General features: G+C 37.4%; 16 protein-coding genes and 1 riboswitch. Of the genes, 10 read left to right on the plus strand and 6 right to left on the minus strand.

The annotated features are described in order from the left end of the window. Positions 1-425: 425 nt before the first annotated feature. From H7U17_RS15770 to aceK, 3 genes are all read right to left on the minus strand, one after another. Positions 426-1,658 carry a BamA/TamA family outer membrane protein gene (locus H7U17_RS15770; protein ID WP_186757722.1) on the minus strand — a complete coding sequence of 411 codons (1,233 nt, stop codon included), beginning with the start codon at positions 1,656-1,658 and terminating at the stop codon, positions 426-428. Between the two features lie 324 nt (positions 1,659-1,982). Continuing rightward, positions 1,983-2,615: a DUF4136 domain-containing protein gene (locus tag H7U17_RS15775; RefSeq protein ID WP_186757723.1), complete on the minus strand. Its 633-nt coding sequence runs from the start codon at positions 2,613-2,615 to the stop codon at positions 1,983-1,985. Between the two features lie 292 nt (positions 2,616-2,907). Further along, the gene (aceK, locus tag H7U17_RS15780) at positions 2,908-4,641 is read right to left on the minus strand and encodes a bifunctional isocitrate dehydrogenase kinase/phosphatase (protein WP_186757724.1); all 1,734 of its coding nucleotides are present in this window, start codon (positions 4,639-4,641) and stop codon (positions 2,908-2,910) included. Between the two features lie 457 nt (positions 4,642-5,098). On the opposite strand from aceK, the gene H7U17_RS15785 reads away from it, so the two are divergent. The 3 genes from H7U17_RS15785 (at position 5,099) to H7U17_RS15795 (ending at position 7,307) form a co-directional block, all read left to right on the plus strand. Continuing rightward, positions 5,099-5,728 (plus strand): NUDIX hydrolase, encoded by a 630-nt coding sequence (locus tag H7U17_RS15785; RefSeq protein WP_186757725.1) that lies wholly within the window; start codon positions 5,099-5,101, stop codon positions 5,726-5,728. Positions 5,729-5,805: 77 nt separating this feature from the next. After that, positions 5,806-7,056 carry a DUF819 family protein gene (locus H7U17_RS15790; RefSeq protein WP_186757726.1) on the plus strand — a complete coding sequence of 417 codons (1,251 nt, stop codon included), beginning with the start codon at positions 5,806-5,808 and terminating at the stop codon, positions 7,054-7,056. A 2-nt stretch (positions 7,057-7,058) separates the two neighbouring features. Next, a complete protein-coding gene (locus tag H7U17_RS15795) occupies positions 7,059-7,307 on the plus strand; it encodes a (2Fe-2S) ferredoxin domain-containing protein (RefSeq protein ID WP_186757727.1) in 249 nt (82 codons plus the stop codon). Between the two features lie 71 nt (positions 7,308-7,378). Here H7U17_RS15795 and H7U17_RS15800 read toward each other — a convergent pair whose 3' ends face one another. Continuing rightward, complete coding sequence (locus H7U17_RS15800) at positions 7,379-7,699, minus strand: YbjQ family protein (protein WP_186757728.1); 321 nt, start codon at positions 7,697-7,699, stop codon at positions 7,379-7,381. A 253-nt stretch (positions 7,700-7,952) separates the two neighbouring features. On the opposite strand from H7U17_RS15800, the gene H7U17_RS15805 reads away from it, so the two are divergent. From H7U17_RS15805 to H7U17_RS15835, 7 genes are all read left to right on the plus strand, one after another. Continuing rightward, entirely contained in the window at positions 7,953-9,266 is a 1,314-nt protein-coding gene (locus tag H7U17_RS15805; RefSeq protein WP_230981450.1) for a hypothetical protein, read from the plus strand. Positions 9,267-9,361: 95 nt separating this feature from the next. Next, a riboswitch (SAM riboswitch) is annotated at positions 9,362-9,464 on the plus strand. Positions 9,465-9,529: 65 nt separating this feature from the next. Then, positions 9,530-10,561, plus strand: a complete 1,032-nt coding sequence (locus H7U17_RS15810; protein WP_186757729.1) for a homocysteine S-methyltransferase family protein — start codon at positions 9,530-9,532, stop codon at positions 10,559-10,561. A gap of 14 nt (positions 10,562-10,575) precedes the next feature. Continuing rightward, positions 10,576-13,281 carry a methionine synthase gene (metH, locus tag H7U17_RS15815; RefSeq protein WP_186757730.1) on the plus strand — a complete coding sequence of 902 codons (2,706 nt, stop codon included), beginning with the start codon at positions 10,576-10,578 and terminating at the stop codon, positions 13,279-13,281. Positions 13,282-13,365: 84 nt separating this feature from the next. After that, the gene (gene metF, locus H7U17_RS15820) at positions 13,366-14,319 is read left to right on the plus strand and encodes a methylenetetrahydrofolate reductase [NAD(P)H] (protein ID WP_186757731.1); all 954 of its coding nucleotides are present in this window, start codon (positions 13,366-13,368) and stop codon (positions 14,317-14,319) included. Between the two features lie 241 nt (positions 14,320-14,560). Next, complete coding sequence (locus H7U17_RS15825; protein WP_186757732.1) at positions 14,561-17,185, plus strand: glycoside hydrolase family 95 protein; 2,625 nt, start codon at positions 14,561-14,563, stop codon at positions 17,183-17,185. Between the two features lie 245 nt (positions 17,186-17,430). Continuing rightward, positions 17,431-18,420, plus strand: a complete 990-nt coding sequence (locus tag H7U17_RS15830) for a formylglycine-generating enzyme family protein (protein ID WP_186757733.1) — start codon at positions 17,431-17,433, stop codon at positions 18,418-18,420. 20 nt (positions 18,421-18,440) lie between these two features. Further along, positions 18,441-19,760: a Gfo/Idh/MocA family protein gene (locus H7U17_RS15835; RefSeq protein WP_186757734.1), complete on the plus strand. Its 1,320-nt coding sequence runs from the start codon at positions 18,441-18,443 to the stop codon at positions 19,758-19,760. 309 nt (positions 19,761-20,069) lie between these two features. Here the strand turns inward: H7U17_RS15835 and H7U17_RS15840 are convergent, their stop codons facing one another. Both H7U17_RS15840 and H7U17_RS15845 read right to left on the minus strand, forming a co-directional pair. Further along, the gene (locus H7U17_RS15840) at positions 20,070-21,419 is read right to left on the minus strand and encodes a Gfo/Idh/MocA family protein (protein ID WP_186757735.1); all 1,350 of its coding nucleotides are present in this window, start codon (positions 21,417-21,419) and stop codon (positions 20,070-20,072) included. Between the two features lie 141 nt (positions 21,420-21,560). Further along, complete coding sequence (locus H7U17_RS15845) at positions 21,561-22,949, minus strand: 3-keto-disaccharide hydrolase (protein WP_186757736.1); 1,389 nt, start codon at positions 22,947-22,949, stop codon at positions 21,561-21,563. Positions 22,950-23,109 lie beyond the last annotated feature (160 nt).

The following is a 23,109-nucleotide window of genomic DNA, read 5'->3' on the forward strand; positions in this document are numbered from 1 at the left end:
CAGGGTCTACGGGGGCATTCCTGGGCAGACCAGCAAAAATCCTCATCCATTCCAATATAGCGGATTTGCTCCTGATACCATAAATATTTCTTGCCTGTTCCTTGGACACGGAACCGGAGAGAACTTCACTTACAATTTTTCTACGTGCATTTTCGGAAAATTTTTCCAAATCCTTCATTTTGTCCGATTATAGGTTTACAATTTTCAATTAAATTGTGTCAACCTATTTCAGGACATGACCGTAAACTTATTTCTCACAGCCTGTCCCGATTTATCGGGAGATTCCACGGATCTACACAGAATTAAATTAGTAATTCTTAGAGATATGTATTCCCTTCATAGGGAATGTTTTGAATGGTAAAACTTACTGGTGCAATTGCGGATATACAAATAAAATAATTATCCATTTTCAAATGATTCACCAATTAAAATACTTCGTTTACACTTAAATAAAATCCATGTGCACCATTATTTCCAAAAGCATAATCTAAACAAAGGTTTGTCCTTGATTTTTCATTAAGCATATACCTAATTCCTAGTCCATAACCAGTATTAATATTTTCAAAAATACTGATATCCGCATCCGTGTTGGTGGCAGATGTTGCATTTAAGAATAATACGCCTCCCCATTTATCTTTATCTTTTTGAAGTGGAAAACGCCATTCGGTTTCCCCGTAAATTAAAGACTGTCCCCTAAAACGGCCTTGTGGATAGGCCCTGCCAGAGCGCCCAAATTGGTCCCATCCTAGGGCTGGGAGATCCAAATAAGGTAACTGACCTCCTAGTTGAAAATTTCCATATGCCCAAACAGCCAATAAATTTCTAGGTCTTTCTTTTTTAAGATTAAAATATGTACGGTACTCCGCCCAAAGTGAAGAGGAATTTTTAGAGCTACCCAACCATTTTTGATTAAATTTCAGGGTTGTTAAAGCATACATGCCTTTATAAGGACTTACTGTATTATCACGTGTATCATAAAGTGCATTCACTGAAACACCTGAAAGCGTATATTTTTCAGGATCGAAGCCATATTTAGTCGAATAGGCATAATGGCTGGTGATCACATTAGGTTCTGACTCTAGATTTAATAACTGGTCTTCGATTTTTGAATGAATATCTAAATGATAACCTAGTCCTAAGTAAAATCCATTATCATTAATTCTTTTAAAATAGGTCTCATAAAGCCTGAAAAAATTAAACTTCATCATTTGTGCTTCATCAATACCTTTACTGTAATTACCGTCTTCGTACTCAAAACCATTACTAGCTAATGTACTAGAACCATCTCCTGTACCGAGGCCAAAAGTGGGCTGTGAAGTTTTGAAATACCTGACATCTTGCATTAAAATGCTTTTATTATCTTTAAAGTATACTGACCCCTTAAGGGTGAATAAAAATTGTTTTTTAGTAGTGTAAATTAAGGAGCCCAAGGCCGATGAATAGCTGGTGGTTTCTATTGGTCCCATCAGCCAATTGGAAGATGGTGCGACACCAATCATAAATCCATTGGCAGGGTTGGAAGCCAAAACAGGCAACCAAATGATCTTAATTTTTTGTTCTGAACTTGATGGTTTTTCACTTGCATTGGTTCCTTCTTGGGCAAAAACTTGGTGAAAGAATACTTGAAAAATCAAAAATAATAATGCCTTTCTTTTCATTCTTAACGCTTTTTAGTTTCAGGTTGTGTTCAAAAGATTATTATCGAATAATAAGATGATGCTAAATTTTACAATTATTATAAGCTGATAATTTAGTATCTTATATCTTTCACTTAACAATTTATTGAATTGTATTCAGCGAAAAAATATTAAATAAGATTTATAGGATATAATTTATAATTTTAATCATCGAATGGACTATCATAAGTCATAACTGAGCAGCAAAATATGTGTTGATAGCTAGTATAAAAAAACCTGCCTATTGAAGGCAGGTATGTTAACTTTAAGACTTCAGAGGCGGGCTCGCTCAGTCAAATCAATTATTTAAAACGTATAATTATTTGTCACTAAACGAAACTGGTTCATTACTTTATAAGTAGCACGGGTAAGGTCTAGATTTATGCTGGGAGAATTGATATCAAAATCAGCAGCAGTATATCCCTGCCAGATGGTTTTATTTTTCTTGTAATCTATCACATAAATAATCAGCATCCCTTCATTTTCGTAGTATTTGATATTATCATAATCTTCACCAGCCTCTCTTTCATTTTCTTCTTCATTAAGCTCTTCTAAACCCTTCTTTTTCATTAGCTCTTCTTTTCTTTCTTCTTCCTTAAGTATTTCCAGCCCCCTTGCTGATAACCAATTATCAAATTCAGGTTGGATATATCCCCTGTAACGAACCTGGTTTATAAATAACTTGTAATAAATTAAAATATCAGGTTGAGCGATTTGATGCCTGAACCCTTGGGAGTTAAGTCTTGAAATAATCGTTTTATCAATTATGGGGATATGCTTTATTGAATCTGTTCCAGTATCCTCCATAAAGGCAAATGTCTTGTACTTCTTAAAATTGCCTCTATAATCGTAATCATATTCCGCTACAAAATCTTTAGAGGAAAAACATGATGTAAATAAGAGACCAGCTAGGATGATAAACCATTGAGCTTTTTTCATTTTTCTGAAATTTAAGAGATCTAAACAAACATGATGAAGAAATTTGTGGTACTAAGAGTGAAGTTTTATTTTCTTCTAAGAAGGAAACATAAATTATAACCGGTAAATAAATCAATTGTTATAATTTTATTTGTTTGACTTACTGAATATTAGTTAATTAACTCCAATTATCCAAAATATACGATATAAGAATTAAGTTGGATCACGTCAAAAAAAAGTATTTTGTATTTAGGTTATAAGCTATTAGAGTCCGCTATCGTTTTCATCAAATTACATAGATCGGTTTTAAATATCATACTGGTTCATGTGGCCTGAATCTCATATAATCCGGATAAGGGAAAGCATGGATAAACTCACCATTCTCAATTCTTTTCTGAATACTTCTCCAGTGTTCTGGATCAAACAGGTCTTTGTGGAAATCTAGAAAATAAGGCTTGACATCTGCTCTACCAATCATGAATCGTTTAAAGTCTTCAGGAAAGACATCATTTTTGGCAATTTCATACCAGGGACTTGCGGCATAAATTTCCTCAAAAGTTTTAGGTTTAGGTTTTTCCCTAAAATTCATCTGGGTCAAGAATTCAATTTCATCATAATCATAAAAAATCACCCTTTTCTGTCGAGTTACTCCAAAATTCTTTGTCATCATATCACCAGGAAAGATATTGGCTTTCGCCAACTGCAATATGGCATTACCATACTCTTCCACTGCTACTTTAGCATCCTCCAAGCTACAATCCTCCAAATACATGTTCAAAGGAGTTAGCCTACGCTCCGTATATAGATGTTTTAGGATCAATATATCACCTTTAATTTCAATCAAAGAATTAACTGTATTCCTTAATTCTTTCAATAAATCCGGATGCACACGGTCTAAAGGAAGTTTAAAATATTCAAATTCATGGGTATCTGCCATCCTTCCGACTCTATCATGTAAGGATACTAATCGGTATTTGTTCTTGACTTCTTGACGTGTCATGTTTTTAGGAGGATCAAAACTGTCTTTAATCATTTTAAAAACTATATTATAAGAGGGCAGGGTAAAAACAGTCATGACCATTCCTTTGATCCCTGGGGCTAGAATAAACTGGTCATCGCTTGCTTTTTGGTGATTAAGAAAATCCCTGTAAAACTCTGTTTTGCCGTGTTTATTAAATCCAATCGCATTATAAAGTTCATAAACTTTTTTATGCGTAATGACTGAATTCAAGAAGGCTACAATTTGAGATGGTATTTCAGTTTCGACCATAAAATAGGAGCGGGTATAACTAAAAGCCGCACTCATCAGGTTCGGATCAAATATCAATGTATCTACGAAAATGCCATTAGGACCATGCATGAAAGGAATGATAAAGGGCATCCACTTTCCACCCAAAAAGGTTCTACCTATTAAGTAAGCTGCTTTGTTTCTGTAAAAAACCTGCTTCAATACTTGGGTAGTGGTACTTTTATCTACCTCATACCGTGTAAGGATTACCTCACGAATACTTCTGACCAAATACTGAACATCCTTTTCTTTTTGATAATAAGGAGCTTTAAAATCAAAGTCTTCCAGTATTTTTCTAATGATCTTTTGTACTCCCCAAGTAGACGGATAATTATAAAAAAGATTTTCCTGCGGATGAATTTCGCATGAATCATAGCCCTCCAAAACAAACATTAGCTCCTCATCTATGGACAATTTTGCTACTGATTTTCTAATAACAGAATTATAAAATGACTCAGCTAGTTCTTTATCATTTCTGTCATTTATTGCTTCGGAGAATAGTTGTTTTACTGTTAGCCAATACTGTCGATCATTTAATAAATCACCGTAGCTAATCTTACAAATTTTCACCACTTCATTTACACAATCTTTATAAAGTCTCAGCCTTTGCCGCTGATTGAGCTGAACACCGTCCCAATCTCTTTCCCTAAAGTATATGGGGGCACGTTTGGTGTATTCATTGAAAGAAGTAATGTATCTAATATATCCATTGACTATTTCGTCTACTACTTTTGGCTTTTTGATATTTGCTTTAAACATATTTTAAATTTATCCTTTAAAGTCTAACCGAAGTTAATTAAATCATCAGAAATTAGCTGAGGTACAAGTTGGTATATAATTTTTTTCTTAAATAAATTCGTTTGGCAAAAGCTTTTAATTTGTTTTTAAACAGTTTACAAATAAAACAAAATATTATTTTAATTTATTTTAGTGAAATGATATTTGGTAAAATAATAATAGGGAGTGTTTGCTTAGAATTGAAGAAGTAATTTCTTCCGCAATCGATTGTTTGCAGAATGGGAATATTTTTATACCTTTCCAAAAAGTTGTTCAATTTGTTGAATAACTGAACAATAGGTTTAATAGGTTTGATAGTAAAAAAGGTCCGATTAATAATCGGACCTTTTTTGTGCAGATAAACCAAATGCTTTATTTTACTTTTTGAATTATCACTGAATATTATTTGTTTAGTCCAAAAATAGCATGGCATATTTTCATGGAATTAAAAGAAATAGTTGAACACTTAGAATCAAAACTTCAAAAACCATTACCTGGGAAAAAAGGACAATTACTGATGGCTCCACAGCCTTTGGATGAGGCAAGATTTGCCCACAAGCATATAAAAAATGCTCGAAAAGGCGCTGTCATGATTTTGCTTTATAGCGGTAAGGACGGTTGTATGGTGCCTTTTATCAAAAGACCAGAATATGAAGGTAACCATAGCGGACAAGTGTCATTTCCTGGAGGAAAATGGGAAGAAGCTGATATAGATTTAGAAGAAACAGCCTTAAGGGAAACAGAGGAAGAAATAGGGGTGGCCAAAAATCAGATTACTGTGATTGGGAAAATGTCCAAATTGTACATCCCACCCAGTAATTTCCTTGTAACACCATATATTGGTTTTTCTGAACAAACACCTGAATTCAAACCCGATCCTAGAGAAGTCAGTAGGATTATCCATAGTGATTTTCACGCCTTATTAGACAATGCAAATATCAAAGAAACTTCCTTCGAGCTCGCGTCTGGATACCAATTAAAAGCCCCATATTTTGATATTGAAAAGGAAGTGGTTTGGGGAGCTACCGCTATGATTTTGGGAGAACTTATGGCTATTTGGCAATCATAATGCTGTGGTATTATATTTTTTTTTAAGCTAGCTTTTGTTTGTTTTGTAATACTTAAATTTTACTTAAATCATCATACATGCAGGAATCCACTCCTTTGATCAGCAATGATGCTGTTGTGCTAGGACTTCTTTTTGGTATTTTAGCTTTAGTTTTTGGTACTTCAGGCAGTGAAAAACCCATCTGGAAAAGGTTTTATAGAGTAGTCCCCTCTGTTCTTCTTTGTTATTTTCTTCCATCCATCTTTAATACCCTAGGGATTATTTCTGGAAGTGAATCGAATCTTTATCAAGTAGCATCCAGGTATTTATTACCTACTTCTTTGGTCTTACTGACACTAAGCATAGATTTCAAAGGCATTGTAAAACTGGGACCTAAAGCCTTGATCATGTTCCTCTCAGGTACTTTAGGCATTGTTTTGGGTGGTCCAATAGCAGTCTTACTGGTATCGATTTTCAATCCGTCGGTTATCGGTGGAGCGGGGCCTGATGAAGTATGGCGTGGTTTGGCTACAGTGGCAGGCAGCTGGATAGGAGGAGGGGCCAATCAAACAGCTATGCTGAAGACCTTTGGAGCTAGTCCCGAATTATTTAGTTCTGTAATTGCTGTGGATGTAGTGATTGCAAATCTTTGGTTAGCATTTTTGCTTTTTTGGGCGGCCAATCCCAAAAAGATTGATAGGATATTTAAAGCAGACAGTTCTGCTATTGAGGAGCTACAAAAAAACATACAAGCATATCGCGGGAGCATCATGAAAATCCCTAGTATGAATGACACTTTTAAAGTTTTGGGGCTAGGTTTTGCTATTACTGGATTTTCCCATTGGATTGCCGACTATGTGGCTCCTTGGATAGGAAGCAATTACCCTCAATTGCAAAAATATTCCTTGGATTCAAATTTCTTTTGGATAGTAGTGATCGCCACAACTGGAGGGCTTATCCTTTCTTTTACCAAGGCTCGTAACTTAGAAGGTGTGGGGGCTTCACGTTTAGGCAGTGTTTTACTGTATGTATTGATTGCGACAGTGGGTATGCAAATGGATTTATTTGCCATTTTGGATAACCCAGCTTTGTTTATAGTTGGCGCAGTTTGGATGCTGGTTCATATCAGTATAATGCTAATAATTGCGTATATTATTAAAGCACCTTTCTTCTTTGTGGCCGTAGGCTCTCAAGCCAATGTGGGAGGAGCTGCATCAGCACCTATAGTAGCTTCTGCCTTTCATCCGTCTTTGGCTCCTGTAGGAGTGTTATTGGCAGTGTTTGGCTATGCAGTTGGGACTTATGGAGCGTATATTTGTGGATTATTATTACAATTTGTATCAAATTAATTATGGCTCTTTTCCGAAAATTCATATTTGTATGCACGGGATCTGATTGCAAGAAAAATGGTTGCAAGAGCTTGTTGAAAGATGTCAAAGACTTAACAAAACTGGATGATCACAAGGGAAAATATAAAATAGTTAAAACGAAGTGCATGGATTTTTGCAAATCAGGACCTATCACGGTGGTAAGCAATGAGGTGATTAAGAAATCCACCAAAGAGAAGTTGAAAGTTGTACTAGAAAATAAAAAGCATTGATTTCAAAAATAAAAAGTTGTCTTTAGGTGAATGGTTATATCAATCCACTCATCTAAAGACAAGCTTATTTTTTATTTTGGTTCTGTAATCACAGCAGTACCACTAGCGGTAACCATGAGCATTCCATCTCTGATCGTTTCATAATCCAAATCTACACCCACTACCGCATTGGCACCATAGGCCATTGCCTGCATTTCCATCTCCCTTAAAGAAGTGGTTTTGGCCTCTTTAAGCACTTTTTCATAAGCACCGGACCTTCCACCAACAATATCAGTAATTCCAGCAAAAAAGTCCCTAAAAATATTTGCACCAATAATAGTCTCGCCTGAAACTATTCCGCAATACTTTTTAATTTCATGACCTTCAATATGTGGAGTCGTAGTAGTAATCATGGTTTTTTGTTTAATTGATTCAAATTATTACTTAAATGTTGGTTAAATATAAATTGAAATAATGAGAATTAATTAATCATCCCAGCATTTCCTAAAGGCACTTTTATTGCTATAATTAATAAGGAATTTATTCATCAGCCTTAATTACATCGAGGGTGTGGTTTAAAAGTATTTTATGAATCATTAGTATTTTGAAAGGTAAAATGGTCATAACCTTAATTAATGTTTTAATTTTGGGTTGAAATTTCAATACATGAAAAGATATTTAGTCTCAATAATACTTTTATTAATGTGGGCAAACAACCTTTTCGCCCAACGAAACAATATGTACCAAAGGACCAGTGCTAATGTTTTCTATGGAATATCAGGAGCACCACTTTTGGATTTTAATAAGCTACTAGAGGATAGAGGTGGCTCAAAAATTTCTAGTACATATCGCAGTTTTGGACTAGGCTATCAGACCAGGTTTAATGACTTTATTATAGGCACAGAGATATACCAAAACAATGGACTGAACAATCCGTTTGGAGATTATTTAATTGACTACAGAACCAGCAGGGTATTTCTCAACGTAGGATATGCTTTTACTGAAGAAGGTAAAGTCCAACTTATCCATTTTATGTCCATAGGAATGGGATATATGAATTTTCAGATGCTGAAGGACCAAGCTCCTAGCACCATGGATAATTTTCTGGAAGCACCGGCACAAGGATATATTTTACGAAGAAATGATGTCAACAGTGGTGCGGAAAACTTTGGCAACTTCTTGACTGAGATAGGTTTTGAACTAGGTTATGATCTTGGCCTGCTATCCAGTGAAGAAGTTATCAGCCTCAATGCCAAGTTTGGATATTCTTTCAACCCATTTGAAGAATCCTGGGAAATTAAGGGAATGAACTTTGACAATATCCAAAGCGGCCCCTTTCTACGAATAGGAGCGGGAATTACCCTTCCCGAATCCAACTATTTTTACCGCGATGCTACTTTGGCCCTGAACCTGTTTTATGGCTTTCATTTTACCAAGCCTAATTCTCTTAACAATTATCTTTCCAGTAATGGCTATCAAGAACTGGACGGTATACCCACAAATATTGGTATTAAAATTATTGGGGAAAATAGGGGATTCATGTATGGGGTGGACCTGTATAATGCCAATCAAAATGGGGATGCTAATGAATCTTATCACCAAAGTCTAAGTAGTACTAGGGTATACGGCAATATAGGCCATAAATTATTGGAACTAAATAATTGGGAAATTGGATTAATGGGAGGAATAGGCTACGCTTCATTGAGATATTCGTTATTACACAAATACAAAGTGGATTTTCCCAGTTTGATGGATTTACCAGAATATGACGGAGAATTGAAAAAGGGAGGATTAATGGCAAAACCTGAAGCTTTTCTATCTTATGCTTCAAGCCTTTCAAAAAAGTCACAATTGGCCCTGAAGTACTCAATTACAGCAGGCTATGAAATCCCCTTGGCCAATTATAAATTAGCCGATGTTAGTATGTCCAGTTACTTGGCCGGTCCGTTCCTACAATTTGGCTTGGGAATAAGACCTTAGGACCATAAAGCACTATATTTCCAACAGTAACTAGAAATTTAAATAAATTAGCTTCTTTGCAATTTTTTTCCATCTTTTCCTGTTAACTTTGGGATTGCTTATCGAGAAAGACTGAGGGAAGGGCCCAATGACGTCTTAGCAACCTGAACTATACAAGGTGCTAACTCCCATCCTGAGTAAGACAGGAAAAGATGAGCGGCAGATAAATGCTTCATTTTTCTTCCGGTTCTTGCTCGATACAAGCTTTTAGAATAATTATGAGCATGAATACTAGAACGGACATATTACTTCAGCAACTTAAAAAGAAAATCTTGATCCTAGATGGTGCCATGGGTACCATGATACAACGTTATCAATTGGAAGAAGATGATTTTAGAACAGCCGCTTTAAAGAGTCACCCGAAATCATTAAAAGGCAATAATGATCTGCTTTCATTAAGTAGGCCTGATGTCATTAAACAGATCCATGAAGCCTATTTGGATGCTGATGCTGATATTTTGGAAACAAATACTTTCAGCAGTACTTCTATAGCTCAGGAGGACTATGATCTTTCACACTTAGCTTACGAGTTAAACGTAGCCTCAGCCAAAATTGCAAAAGAAGTAGCTTTGGCCTATTCAGAAAAGACACCTGGTCAGCCAAGATTTGTGGCAGGTGCTATCGGCCCAACCAATAGAACGGCTTCCATTTCTCCTGATGTTAACGATCCAGGATTCAGGGCAGTTAATTTTGACCAGTTGGCAGAAGCTTATGCAGAACAGATCAGGGGGCTTTTAGATGGAGGTGTGGATATTCTTTTGGTGGAGACTATATTTGATACCTTAAATGCAAAGGCGGCTGTATATGCCATCCAAGAAGTTTATGAGGAAAAAGGAATTCCTTTGGATCCAGAGCAAGGGGGAATCCCAATCATGATCTCAGGAACCATTACTGATGCCTCAGGAAGGACCCTGTCAGGGCAGACTACTGAAGCATTTTTAATATCCTTATCCCATGTGCCATTGATCAGCATAGGTTTAAATTGCGCTTTGGGAGCTAAGGAATTGAGGCCTTACCTTAAGGTCCTCGCCGAAAAGGCACCATTCTACGTCAGCGCTTATCCAAATGCCGGTTTGCCGAATGAGTTTGGTCAATATGATCAAACGGCAAACGAAATGGCGGACCAAGTGGAAGAATTCCTTAAAGATGACTTGATCAATATTTTAGGTGGTTGCTGTGGTACCACCCCTGAACATATTAAGGTAATCGCCGAAGTCAGCAAAAAATATGAACCCAGAAAACTAGCATTTGCATAAGAAGAACAGTGGGAATGGACAATAATAAAAAACATGATCTCTTAAAACTTTCAGGGCTAGAGCCTTTGGTTTTTACTCCTGAATTGAACTTCGTCAATATTGGTGAAAGGACGAATGTAACAGGATCTAAAAAGTTTGCAAGATTAATTCTTAACAGCCAATTTGATGAGGCATTAGAAGTAGCCTTGGATCAGGTACGTGGTGGTGCTCAGGTACTTGATGTCTGTATGGATGAGGGGATGCTGGATGGTGAAGCAGCAATGGTAAAATACCTTAATCTTTTGGCTTCAGAACCTGAAATAAGCCGGATTCCAATAGTCATAGATAGTTCGAAATGGAATATAATCCTTGCTGGCCTAAAATGTATACAAGGTAAAGGCATCGTAAATTCCATCAGTTTGAAAAATGGTGAGGAAGAATTTATCAGTCAAGCCAAGGTCATCAAGAAGTTTGGTGCTGCGGTAGTGGTAATGGCTTTTGATGAGGAAGGCCAAGCTGATACCTACCAAAGAAGAATTGATATCTGCAAAAGGAGTTATGACATCCTTGTTGATCAAGTTAATTTCAATCCCCAGGACATCATATTTGATCCGAATATCTTCCCTGTAGCTACAGGAATGGAAGAGCATAAAACCAATGCCATCGACTTTTTCAAAGCGACTCAATGGATCAAGGAAAACCTTCCTGGAGCTAAGGTTAGTGGTGGAGTAAGTAATGTCAGTTTCTCATTCAGGGGAAATAACCCAGTAAGAGAAGCCATGCATGCCGTGTTCCTCTATCATGCCATCCAACATGGAATGGATATGGGCATTGTAAATCCAAGCATGCTTGAAGTATATGATGATATTCCTAAGGATCTTCTTGAACATGTTGAAGATGTTATTTGGAATAAACGGGAAGATGCAACCGAAAGATTGTTGGATTTTGCTGAAACAGTTAAGTCTACAGGAAAAAAAGAAGCAAAGAGTGAAGCTTGGAGAGAAGACCCAGTAGCTAAACGTATGGAACATTCCTTGGTAAAAGGAATCATTGATTATATAGAACAAGATGCTGAAGAAGCAAGGCAGGAATTAAAAAGCCCATTGAAGGTCATCGAAGGGCCTCTGATGGATGGTATGAATGTGGTAGGGGATCTCTTTGGATCCGGAAAAATGTTCTTGCCACAGGTGGTGAAATCTGCCCGTGTGATGAAAAAAGCGGTAGCCTATTTGGAACCATTTATGCCTAAGGCGGGAGATGCGGATTTTGACGAGGGCAGCAGTTCAATCAAAAAGGTATTGTTGGCCACGGTCAAAGGAGACGTACATGATATTGGAAAGAATATCGTAGGCGTGGTATTGGCATGTAACAGCTACCAAATTATAGATTTGGGTGTAATGGTGGATGCGCAGAAAATCATCGATGAAGCAATCAAGAATAAGGTCGACGTCATTGGTTTAAGTGGTTTGATCACACCATCATTGGATGAAATGGTCAATGTAGCTTCTGAGATGGAGCGCCAAGGCTTAAAAATTCCGTTGTTAATAGGTGGGGCTACCACCAGTAGAATCCACACAGCAGTGAAAATTGATCCTGTTTATAGTGGTACTGTGGTGCATGTTATGGATGCTTCCAAATCAGTACCAGTGGCAGGGGAGGTGATTAGTGAAGAAACCAAAGCAGCTTTTCATCAAAAAATGAAAGCTACTTATCAAGAATTAAGGGAATCCCACCAAGCCAAACAAGAGGCTAAGCAATTGGCCACTTATGAGGAAGCAAAGGCAAATCATACTCCTATAGACTGGGATAGTTTTACACCGGTGAAACCTAAAAAGCTCGGTAGAACTATTTTAAACCTAGACCTTAAAATACTAAGGAATTATATCGATTGGACGCCATTCTTTAGTACCTGGATGTTGGCTGGCAAATTCCCTAAAATCCTTAAAGATAATGTAGTAGGAGAGCAAGCTTTAAAGCTATATAATGATGCCAATGATATGCTAGACAGGATCATAAATGAATCTTGGCTTGATGCCAAAGCTGTTATTGGGTTATACCCTGTAAGAAGGTCTGGAGACGATATCGTTATTTTAGATGAGCACCATCAAGACACGGCCACTACTTTTCATTTTCTAAGACAACAAGGAAAAAAAGGAAAAGGAGTTCCCAACCGTTCATTGGCAGACTATTTACATCCTGATGAAGTGGATTATTTTGGTGGCTTTGCAGTGACCGCAGGACTAAGGATGGATGAGAAAGTGGAAGAGTTCAAGGCCAATACGGATGATTATAATGAAATAATGTTAAAAGCCTTGGCCGATAGACTTGCAGAGGCTGCCGCAGAATATATGCATGAGGAAGTGAGAAAAAACTACTGGGGATACGCACAATCCGAACAATTTGACAATGAAGCCTTAATCAAGGAAGCCTATGCTGGTATCAGGCCTGCCCCAGGTTATCCTGCTTGTCCTGAACATTCTGAGAAAATCAGCTTATTTGAACTTTTGCACGCTGAAGAGATAGGCGTATCATTAACTGATAGTTTTGCCATGCTTCCAACCTCATCAGTAAGTGGATTTTATTTCGGAAATCCTAATAGTAAGTACTTTGGATTAGGAAAAATTGCGGAGGACCAAGTAGTGAGTTATGCCCATCGCAAGGGTATCTCAAAGGAAAAAGCAGAGAAGCTTCTTGCTCCAAATTTGGCCTACAATCCAAAACTCAATCCAGTAATGCAATAAACAGTAGCTTTGACCAATGGGCCAGTTGAATATCAAAAGTTATTTACGAATATTCAACTGGCCTTATGACAACCATAGATAAAAATGAAAGTAACCGAACACATTAAGCAAGCGAAAAAAACACTTTTTTCATTTGAAATATTACCACCTCTAAAGGGACAAAGTCTTAACGAAATGCTTGATGGGATTTCTCCTTTAATGGATTTTAACCCACCTTTTATAGATGTCACCTATCACAGGGAAGAATTCATTTATAAGAAACATCCAAATGGTCTTTTGGAAAAGGTAAGTACCCGTAAAAGGCCAGGGACAGTTGGGATTTGTGCAGCTTTGATGAACAGGTTTAAAGTGGATGCCGTACCACATATTCTTTGTGGTGGTTTTACTAAGGAGGACACAGAAAATGCACTTATTGACTTGAATTTTATCGGTGTTGATAATATCCTAGCGCTGAGAGGCGATGCGCCAAAGTCAGAAGGAAGATTTGTACCTCATGAAAATGGACATAATTTTACCAATGAATTGGTGACGCAGATTGTGGGGATGAATCATGGAAAATATCTTCACGAAGAAACGGAAACAGGTTTTCATACTGATTTTTGTGTGGGCGTAGCAGGTTATCCTGAAAAGCATTTTGAAGCACCAAGCTTCAAGTTTGACTTGAAATACCTTAAGGCAAAAGTAGATGCTGGAGCAGAATATATAGTTACCCAAATGTTTTTCGATAATGAAAAATATTTTGACTTCGTAAAGGAAGTTAGAGCTGCAGGGATAGATGTTCCTATCATTCCAGGCTTAAAGCCTATTACCACGCTGAAGCAGATCACCATGCTACCTAGTATCTTCTTTTTGGATTTACCGGATCCATTGATGAATGAATTAGAGAAGTGCAAAACCAATGCTGATGTCAGAGAGGTGGGAATAGAATGGGCTATTCAGCAAAGTAAAGAGCTTATTGATTTTGGTGTTCCTTGCCTACACTACTATACCATGAGTAAAGCAAGTACGGTACATAAAGTCGCAAGTAAAGTGTTTTAATCCTTGTTTGTCTATAAAAGAGGCCGTTTCACATTTGTTTGTGGAGCGGCCTTTTTTTGTAGCAGGCATTGAAAAGATAATATTAGTTTTGGATAAGATACAATTGTAATATACCATGCTGATGAATTAGTTTTATTTTTAAAATATTGCTTTAGTACGTCATCCATCATTGGTTCTATTTAACCCAATTCAGCGAATGGCCGAAAACAATTTATTTTACGTTTAACCATCAAGTTTTCAAATGAAATTGTTTTATAAGTTCAATTCATTCCTATTATTATTTTGTTTCATCAGTTTTTGGGTTTTGGCACAAGGTCAATCCAATATTCAGATAAATGACCAAGACCTGAAGGTGTGGTATGATCAACCTGCAAAAAAGTGGACAGAGGCCATCCCAATAGGAAATGGCTATATGGGGGGAATGGTTTTTGGCGACCCACACCATGAACATATTCAAATGAATGAAGGTACATTATATTCTGGGGATCCTAATTTTACATTTAAGAGCATTAATGTTAGAAAACGATATCCGGAAGTAATGGCTTTATTGGAATCAGGTGAATATGGTGAAGCCCAGGAAATCATTAAAAAAGATTGGTTGGGCCGTGCACAACAGTGTTTTCAACCTATGGGAGACCTTTGGATTGATTTTAACCACGAGGGTGAAATAAAGAATTATAAAAGAAGTTTAGACCTAGCCAATTCTGTTGTCAAAGTAAGCTATCAAACAGAAGGAGTAAACTACACCAGAGAGTATTTTGCCAGTTATCCTGATCATATTATAGCAGTGAAGCTTTCTGCTGACAAACTTGGGCAAATCAATTGTGAATTAAAACTTTCCACTCCTCATAAACCGACGGAAAGGGTTTTCAATGACCGGAGTCAATTGGTACTTCAGGGAAAGGCACCTGGAATTGCTTTAAGAAGATCTCTTCAAACTGTACAAAACATCGGAGACCAACACAAATACCCAGAAATATTCGATATGGAGGGTAATGTGAAACCTGATGCCGGCCAAATCATGTATGATGAAGATGTGTTTGGCTTGGGGATGGCTTTTGATACACGGGTAGAAACCAGAATCATTGGTGGAGAGATAATTGCAGCAAATGGAACCGTAAAGGTCCAAGATGCCGATGAAGTCATTTTTCTTATTTCAGCTGCCACCAGTTATAATGGGTTTGATAAGTCACCAGTAAAAGAAGGGGTGGATGAGGTTGCTAAATCCAAAAACATTTTAAAAGCGGTAAAGGATAAAAGTTATGCTGCACTTTTTGAAACACATAGGGATGATTATCAAGAGTTATTTGATAGGGTAAAAATCAAATTAGATAAGCAAAGTAAACAATCGAAGCTTCCAACAGATCAACGCTTATTAAAATTTTCAAATGGCAAAGACCAGTCCTTAGTAGGATTATACTTTCAGTTTGGCAGGTATTTAATGATTTCAGGTTCAAGACCAGGTGGTCAACCCCTTAACCTCCAAGGTATCTGGAATGACAAGGTGATCCCTCCATGGGCAAGTGCCTACACCATGAACATTAATTTGGAAATGAACTATTGGCCTGCAGAATTGACCAATTTATCTGAATGCCAAGAACCTCTTTTTAAAGCTATTGATGAGTTAGCCATTAACGGAAGGGAGACAGCCAAACAGATGTTTGGAAACCAAGGCTGGTTAGGAAATCATAATATGACGGTTTGGAGACATGCTGAGCCGGTTGATATGTGTGAATGTTCCTTCTGGCCCATGGTAGCAGGTTGGCTGATGAGTCACAAATGGGAACATTATCTTTTCAGTGGAAACAAAGCATTTTTGAGAACAGAAATTTTTCCATTACTGGAAGGAGCAGTATTATTTTACAAAGATTGGCTAGTTCCCAATAAGGATGGATTTTTGGTAACACCCGTAGGGCATAGTCCTGAAAACAAATTTATATTTAGAGATAATGAAATCTCTACCCAAAGTCCAGGTCCAACAATGGACATGGCCATTATTAGAGAGTCATTTAGCCGATATTTGGAAGCTAGCGAGTTATTGGGATTGGAATCCGAATTGACTTCTGAAATCAGTAGCAAATTGGAAAAATTACTTCCCTATCAAATTGGAAAATATGGTCAATTACAAGAATGGCAATTTGATTTTGAAGAGCAAGATCCTAAACATAGGCATATTTCTCATTTGTATGGAATCCATCCAGGCAATCAAATAAACTGGAATGACACCCCTGATTTAGCTGCTGCGGTAAAGAAATCGATGGAACGTAGAGGAGACCAGGCAACTGGTTGGTCTATGGGCTGGAAAGTAAATATTTGGGCCCGACTTTATGATGGGGATAAGTCGCTACAATTATTAACGAACTTGCTGCAACTCGTTAAGGAAAGTGAAAAGGGGGGAAGCAGAAGTGGGACCTACACCAACTTATTTGACGCACATCCACCTTTTCAAATAGATGGTAATTTTGGCGCTACTGCAGGAATTGCCGAAATGCTATTGCAAAGTCATGATGGCGCAGTCCATCTCTTGCCGGCCTTGCCTGAAGCTTGGAATTCAGGCCAAATAACTGGACTTAAAGCCAGAGGTGATTTTGAGGTAGCCCTGGAATGGTCAGGAAATATGCTTAAAAAGGGAAGTATAATAGCACATTCAGGTGGTGTATTGCCCATCCGAAGCAAAACACCATTACAATTTAATGGAGATGTCAATATTATAGACAAAAAGAACAATCAATTATTAGAACCTATCCATCCAGGAGAATTTCTTAACCATTTTGAGGGTAAGCTTCCAAATAACGGATCACGAGAATTATTTGAATATTTTATCCAAACAGTTCCTGGTCAAATAACGACTTTTAGGGCCAAATAAATTGAGTAGATCAATAGTCTTTCCGATTCGTATACCGCAAGGTAAAAGTAGGAATCAGAAAGACACTTTACATAAGGGCAAACTATACCTTATAAAAGCATAAATTTTATGGTCCAAACAGAAAATAAAAAATATCAGCAAATTAAATCCAATTAATATTTCCCTGATTATTTATATGAATGGAGAATCGATTTTATAAATAGTTCTTATATTGTGAGCCAAATATTATTAAAAGTACAAGTTATATGTTAATTAATAAGTTCTTTTTGGCCGCTGTTTTGGCAGGTGGAATTTTACCAAGTCAAGAAAATGCCAAGATTGATTCTGTTGATTTTAAAGCTTATCAGCAAGAAATCCCCAATACCCAATTGACCTTCGGACTCACTCCTATACCTGCAGGAAAGTTTGTGATGGGAAGTCCAAATTCTGAAAAGGGTAGAGAAACTGATGAAGGACCACAAAGAGAAGTAGAAATCGATGCCTTTTGGATGGGAACCCATGAAGTTACTTGGGATGTTTTTGAATTGTTCCTCAATAAGAACTATGAAGCTTCAGTAAGTGAAAAAGCACTTAGTCCAGAAGTAGATGGGCTAACCCGTCCTTCTACACCTTATTTGGATATGACTTTCGGTATGGGCAAGGAAGAAATGCCTGCCATCGGTATGACCCAATATGGGGCTATTCAGTTCTGTAAATGGCTGTATACCAAAACGGGAGTGTTTTACAGACTCCCAACAGAAGCAGAATGGGAATACGCTGCCAAGGCAGGCAGTGAATCTGCTTATTTCTTTGGAGATGATGCCAGCAAACTGGGAGAATACGCCTGGTATGCTGAGAATTCCGAAGAGAGTACACATAAAATCGGTCAGAAAAAAGCCAATCCATGGGGATTATATGATATCTATGGTAATGTAATGGAATGGACAGGCGATGCCTATGTTCCTAATTATCCAGAAACCAATGGTACGGTTGCTAATCCACAGGAAACTACTGAGGAATTATATCCTAGGGCAATCAGAGGAGGCAGCTATGTAAGTGAAGCGGAAGAGCTTAGAAGCAGTAAGCGTTTTGCTTCTACCCCTGACTGGAAACAAATCGACCCACAAATTCCAAAGAGCCAATGGTGGTTCCCTGAAGCTCCATTCTTGGGTATACGCGTGGTTAGACCTTTGGAAACACCGTCTGAAGAAGAAATAATGGCTTATTATAACCAAGCCCCAATTGATGACTATTAATCATAAAACCTATAAATAACATGAACCTTAAACACAAAAATGACAGAAGGGAATTTTTGAAAACCACTGCATTAGTAACCGGTGGTGCTATGATAAGCCCTTTTACTCTTCCAGGAGCTTATGCTGCTGGATCTGATGAAATAAAAATTGCCCTAATTGGCTGTGGTGGACGAGGAACTGGTGCTGCTTTCCAAGCATTTGGTACGGACCAAAACATCAAATTGGTCGCAATGGCAGATGCTTTTAGAGATCGATTAGATAATAGCTATGAGGCATTAGCAAAAAAAATAGGACCTGAAAAAGTACAGGTTCCAGAAGATAAAAAGTTTGTAGGATTTGATGCTTACAAAAAGGCCATCAAGGAAGCTGATGTAGTGTTACTAGCAACACCTCCAGGCTTTAGACCAATGCATTTTGAAGAAGCTATCAAACAAGGCAAACATGTCTTTATGGAAAAGCCGGTGGCTGTAGATGCCAATGGTATCCGTAGGGTAATAGCAGCTGCTGAAAAAGCGAAAGCACAAAAATTAAATGTCGTTGTAGGCCTTCAAAGAAGATACCAAGATAACTATATTGAGACCATTAAGCGAATTCAGGATGGAGCAATAGGTGAAGTAGTAGGAGGTCATGTTTACTGGAATGGGGGCGGTGTTTGGACTCGCGCCAGAAAACCCGAGCAAACAGAAATGGAATACCAAATGAGAAACTGGTATTACTTTAACTGGCTTTGTGGAGACCATATCACAGAACAACATGTCCACAATTTAGACATTGCCAACTGGGTAAAAGGTGGCTATCCTGTCAAAGCAGAAGGAACAGGTGGTAGAATGGTAAGAACAGGATTGGATACTGGTGAAATTTTTGATCACCATACTATTCGACTGACTTATGCAGATGGTACCATTATCAATAGTGAATGTCGTCACTTCCCTGGTGCTGATAATAAAGTAGATGAATCTTTTGTTGGAACCAAAGGTCGTGCCTATATGAATGCAGGTAATGTAGGCAAAATATGGGGATTAGATGGTAGTGAACTTTATAACCATGATGGCAAGGGCAATATCAATCCTTATCAACAGGAGCATAATAAGCTATTTGGCGCTATTGTAAATGGTGAATACAAATATGAAGACGCTACTAGAGCAGCGATGAGTACAATGACAGCTATCTTAGGTAGAAATGCAACTTATTCCGGTAAGGAAATTACTTGGGAAGAGGCTTTCAACTCTGAGGTAGATCTAATGCCTGAAACTTTTGCTTGGGATGCCATGCCAAAAGTCCTTCCTAACGAAGACGGTCTTTATCCTCATGCAGTACCAGGAAAAACTAAGGTTATTTAATTATATGATTATCCGTTTTAACACCAGTAAACTTATTTCTCACAGCCTGTCCCGATTTATCGGGAGATTACACGGATCTACACAGATTTAATTTAGTGTTTCTGAGAGATATGTGTTCTCTTTTTAGCAAATGTTCTGAATGGTAAAACTTACTGGTACAATTGCGGATATACATATTTAATTAAAACTTGATCATATAAAAGGCCATAAAACTTAAAGTTTTATGGCCTTTTATTTATAACATAATTCATTGCGCAAAAAAAGAGGGGAACTTCAATTCCCCTCTTTTAACTTCATGGTTGCTATATATTAAATGGTTGGTTCGTAACCTTTTTCATATTCTCTGGACCAGAGCTTTTTTGCTTCTTTGCTATTGGTGATATGACCATTTTTAGGATCACATTCCAAAACCTCCCCAGTTCTTGAAGCGATATTGGCCAAGTGGCACAATAAGGTACTCTTAGCTCCTTCATCAATAGGGGAGTTTTGTTTTTCCTTACCCCTTATGGCCTCAAAGAAATTATATACATGGGTCGTAGATACATCACCACCACCTCCTAAAGCAGTAGCTGATTCTGATCCTTTACCATAGTTTTCTCTTACCAATTTACCACTTCGATCATATTGCTTATATCCACTACGGTCAATAAATGCGGAACCTTCAGTTCCATAAATGATTGTTCCTCTTCCACCACCATAGGTTTTCATGGCATTTCGGCTCTTTCCATCCCACTGTATAGTTTTATTATCTTCAAATTTAAACACAGCATCCATCGTGTCGTACATGGTCCAGCCATCATCTTCCCATTGGTATTTTCCAGAATCCACTATGACCCTGTTAGGGAAATCTACTCCCAATGCCCATCTGGCTATATCTAACTCATGCGTAGCATTATTTCCTGTTTCTGCGGTTCCAAAGTCCCAACCATACCAGTGCCAATTATAATCCCAAGTATCATGCATATATTCCTTTCTTGGAGAAGGACCTTGGAACAAATCCCAATCCAAACCTTTAGGAACTGGTGCTTTGGTTGGATTAACTACTCTTCCTCTGGAGTTAGAATAAAAGGCAGTGGCCTTATAGACTTTTCCTAATGCACCTTCATGTATCGCATTGACGATTTCATTACTAGGGAGGGAAGAACGCTGTTGGTTACCCATTTGGATCACCTTATTATATTTCTCTTGGTATGCTACCAGAAGTTCACCTTCCCTTGGGTTATGACTACATGGCTTTTCTACATAAACATGCTTTCCTGCTTCCACAGCCATCCAAGTTCCCGGAGCATGCCAGTGGTCAGGGGTAGCATTAATGATAGCATCTATCTCAGCATCTTCTATCACCTTGAAGATACTGTTTTCTAATTTGGGACTATAACCCAAAGCATCTGTGAATCTTTTACCAGCCTTTTCTCTTTGGGACTTCATTACATCACAAAGGTAGACCAAGTTCACATTGGATTGAGGTAATTTAATAGGATCATAGTATGCTCCCAATCGTCTCCCTAATCCACATATTGCCACATTAAGGCGTTCATTGGCCCCTATAATATTTCCATAGCTTTTGGCTGAGAAACCCAATGCTCCCAAACTGGAAATTCCTGCTGTAGCCAAAGCCGACTTTTTGATAAATTCTCTTCTTTTATTTTTATTCTTCATAATTAAACGGAATATTGATTTTAATTTTGGGGTTATTCTTAATTGACCTTAAAGAACAAATGACCCCAAATACCAATCATTATTGGACCTGGGGTCATCTTTATATCTGTCCTAAATCAACATTTATAATTTCAAATAATATTACTTTAGCTCCTTGATTTTTATAGACTTAAAGCTTACCCTGTTACCATGGTCCTGTAAAAGAATATGACCTTCTGGAGCTTCGCCAAAATTTTCCCAGTTTTTATATTTACTGCCAGCTACCAAATCTCTGAATTCATCGGAACCTCTAACATATTCTAATACCTTAACACCATTAAGGTAATGTTCCACCTTATTGTCAGGATAAACGATAACTCTTCCTTGGTTCCATTGGCCAATAGCCTTGGTAAACCTTCCTTGCTTGTCAGCTGTAATCAAATCATATAGAGAAGATAGGGTACGGTTCCCTTCTTTACCCTTTTTAGCATCAGGATGTTTTTCATCATCTAAGATTTGATATTCAAGACCAATAGCAGATCCACTATTACCCTCACTTAGGGTTACAAAATATTTAACTCCACTATTTGCACCTTCAGATAGTTTAAACTGGAAGGATAGATCAAAAGCACTGAATTTTTCTTCAGTAACAATATCTCCATAAGTTTCAGACTCACTACCATCTGACTCCTTAATGGTCAATACACCATTCTCCACTATCCAACCATTTGAAGGAAACTCTTCTTTATAAGCAGCTTTCCAGCCATCATGATTTTGACCGTTGAATAATAGTTTCCAGCCATCCTCTTTTTCATAATCTGTCAAGGTATTATCAACAGTACTTACAACATAATGTCCTGCAGGAAAAGGTTTAGACTCTAGGTTTTCTGTTTTAACCTTAATATTCTTAAAGTAAGTTTTTCTTCCTGCATGGTCAGGATTGCTACCGATGCCATGAACTTGCAACCCGATAAAACCTTCACTGTCCATATCATCAACTACATAAGCAACAGGCACGCCGTTTACCCAAGTTTTGATTTCATTTCCAATTGCTTCAATTCTATAGTGGTTGTATTCTCCTAATTTAAAAGCTTTTCTAGCTTCCTCATTTAAGGTCAAAGGGTATAACCAACCTCTTCTTGCTTCATCATATAATCCACCAGACCAAGCTCTCTCCTTTGGATCAGCTTCAATTTGGTAACCATATACACGATTTTTCTCAGTATTATATTGACCTCTGGTCATTACACCGGAATTACTGGTTTCATCTTCAATTTTAAGGTCCAATTCAACGATATAATCTGAATATAACTCTTCTGTACACAAGAAGGTATTTGGGGTATTGACTTTTGAAATACCTACAATAGCTCCATCTTCAATCTTGAATTCCGCCTCTCCGCCTAGAGCTTTCCAACCATCTAAAGACTCACCATCAAATAAGGAGGTCCATGATGATTCTTTCTGAACATTCGATTCGGCCTTTTGGGAGCAGGAAAAGGAAATTAATCCACCTAGGATTAAAGCTGCAGTAAAAGAAAATTTCTTAAACATGATTTTTCTATTTGATTAAATTATTTGAGTCTAAAAATGACAATTAAATCATAGCTTGTCAAATAAAGGATTCAGTTTAATTACGAAATCGATTCCGATAATATTTCAAAAATATTAAAACTTAAAAGGCGCCGAATAGCGCCTTTTTATCAATTATTTA

The organism is Echinicola salinicaeni (assembly GCF_014280965.1).
In the GTDB taxonomy this organism is placed as follows: Bacteria; Bacteroidota; Bacteroidia; order Cytophagales; family Cyclobacteriaceae; genus Echinicola; species Echinicola salinicaeni.

What these genes read in the sequence shown, in the direction of transcription:
- H7U17_RS15770 (WP_186757722.1), bottom strand. Translation starts at nt 1,658, where the DNA reads ATGAAAAGAAAGGCATTATTATTTTTGATTTTTCAAGTATTCTTTCAC.
- H7U17_RS15775 (WP_186757723.1), bottom strand. Translation starts at nt 2,615, where the DNA reads ATGAAAAAAGCTCAATGGTTTATCATCCTAGCTGGTCTCTTATTTACA.
- aceK (WP_186757724.1), bottom strand. Translation starts at nt 4,641, where the DNA reads ATGTTTAAAGCAAATATCAAAAAGCCAAAAGTAGTAGACGAAATAGTC.
- H7U17_RS15785 (WP_186757725.1), top strand. Translation starts at nt 5,099, where the DNA reads ATGGAATTAAAAGAAATAGTTGAACACTTAGAATCAAAACTTCAAAAA.
- H7U17_RS15790 (WP_186757726.1), top strand. Translation starts at nt 5,806, where the DNA reads ATGCAGGAATCCACTCCTTTGATCAGCAATGATGCTGTTGTGCTAGGA.
- H7U17_RS15795 (WP_186757727.1), top strand. Translation starts at nt 7,059, where the DNA reads ATGGCTCTTTTCCGAAAATTCATATTTGTATGCACGGGATCTGATTGC.
- H7U17_RS15800 (WP_186757728.1), bottom strand. Translation starts at nt 7,699, where the DNA reads ATGATTACTACTACGACTCCACATATTGAAGGTCATGAAATTAAAAAG.
- H7U17_RS15805 (WP_230981450.1), top strand. Translation starts at nt 7,953, where the DNA reads ATGAAAAGATATTTAGTCTCAATAATACTTTTATTAATGTGGGCAAAC.
- H7U17_RS15810 (WP_186757729.1), top strand. Translation starts at nt 9,530, where the DNA reads ATGAATACTAGAACGGACATATTACTTCAGCAACTTAAAAAGAAAATC.
- metH (WP_186757730.1), top strand. Translation starts at nt 10,576, where the DNA reads ATGGACAATAATAAAAAACATGATCTCTTAAAACTTTCAGGGCTAGAG.
- metF (WP_186757731.1), top strand. Translation starts at nt 13,366, where the DNA reads ATGAAAGTAACCGAACACATTAAGCAAGCGAAAAAAACACTTTTTTCA.
- H7U17_RS15825 (WP_186757732.1), top strand. Translation starts at nt 14,561, where the DNA reads ATGAAATTGTTTTATAAGTTCAATTCATTCCTATTATTATTTTGTTTC.
- H7U17_RS15830 (WP_186757733.1), top strand. Translation starts at nt 17,431, where the DNA reads ATGTTAATTAATAAGTTCTTTTTGGCCGCTGTTTTGGCAGGTGGAATT.
- H7U17_RS15835 (WP_186757734.1), top strand. Translation starts at nt 18,441, where the DNA reads ATGAACCTTAAACACAAAAATGACAGAAGGGAATTTTTGAAAACCACT.
- H7U17_RS15840 (WP_186757735.1), bottom strand. Translation starts at nt 21,419, where the DNA reads ATGAAGAATAAAAATAAAAGAAGAGAATTTATCAAAAAGTCGGCTTTG.
- H7U17_RS15845 (WP_186757736.1), bottom strand. Translation starts at nt 22,949, where the DNA reads ATGTTTAAGAAATTTTCTTTTACTGCAGCTTTAATCCTAGGTGGATTA.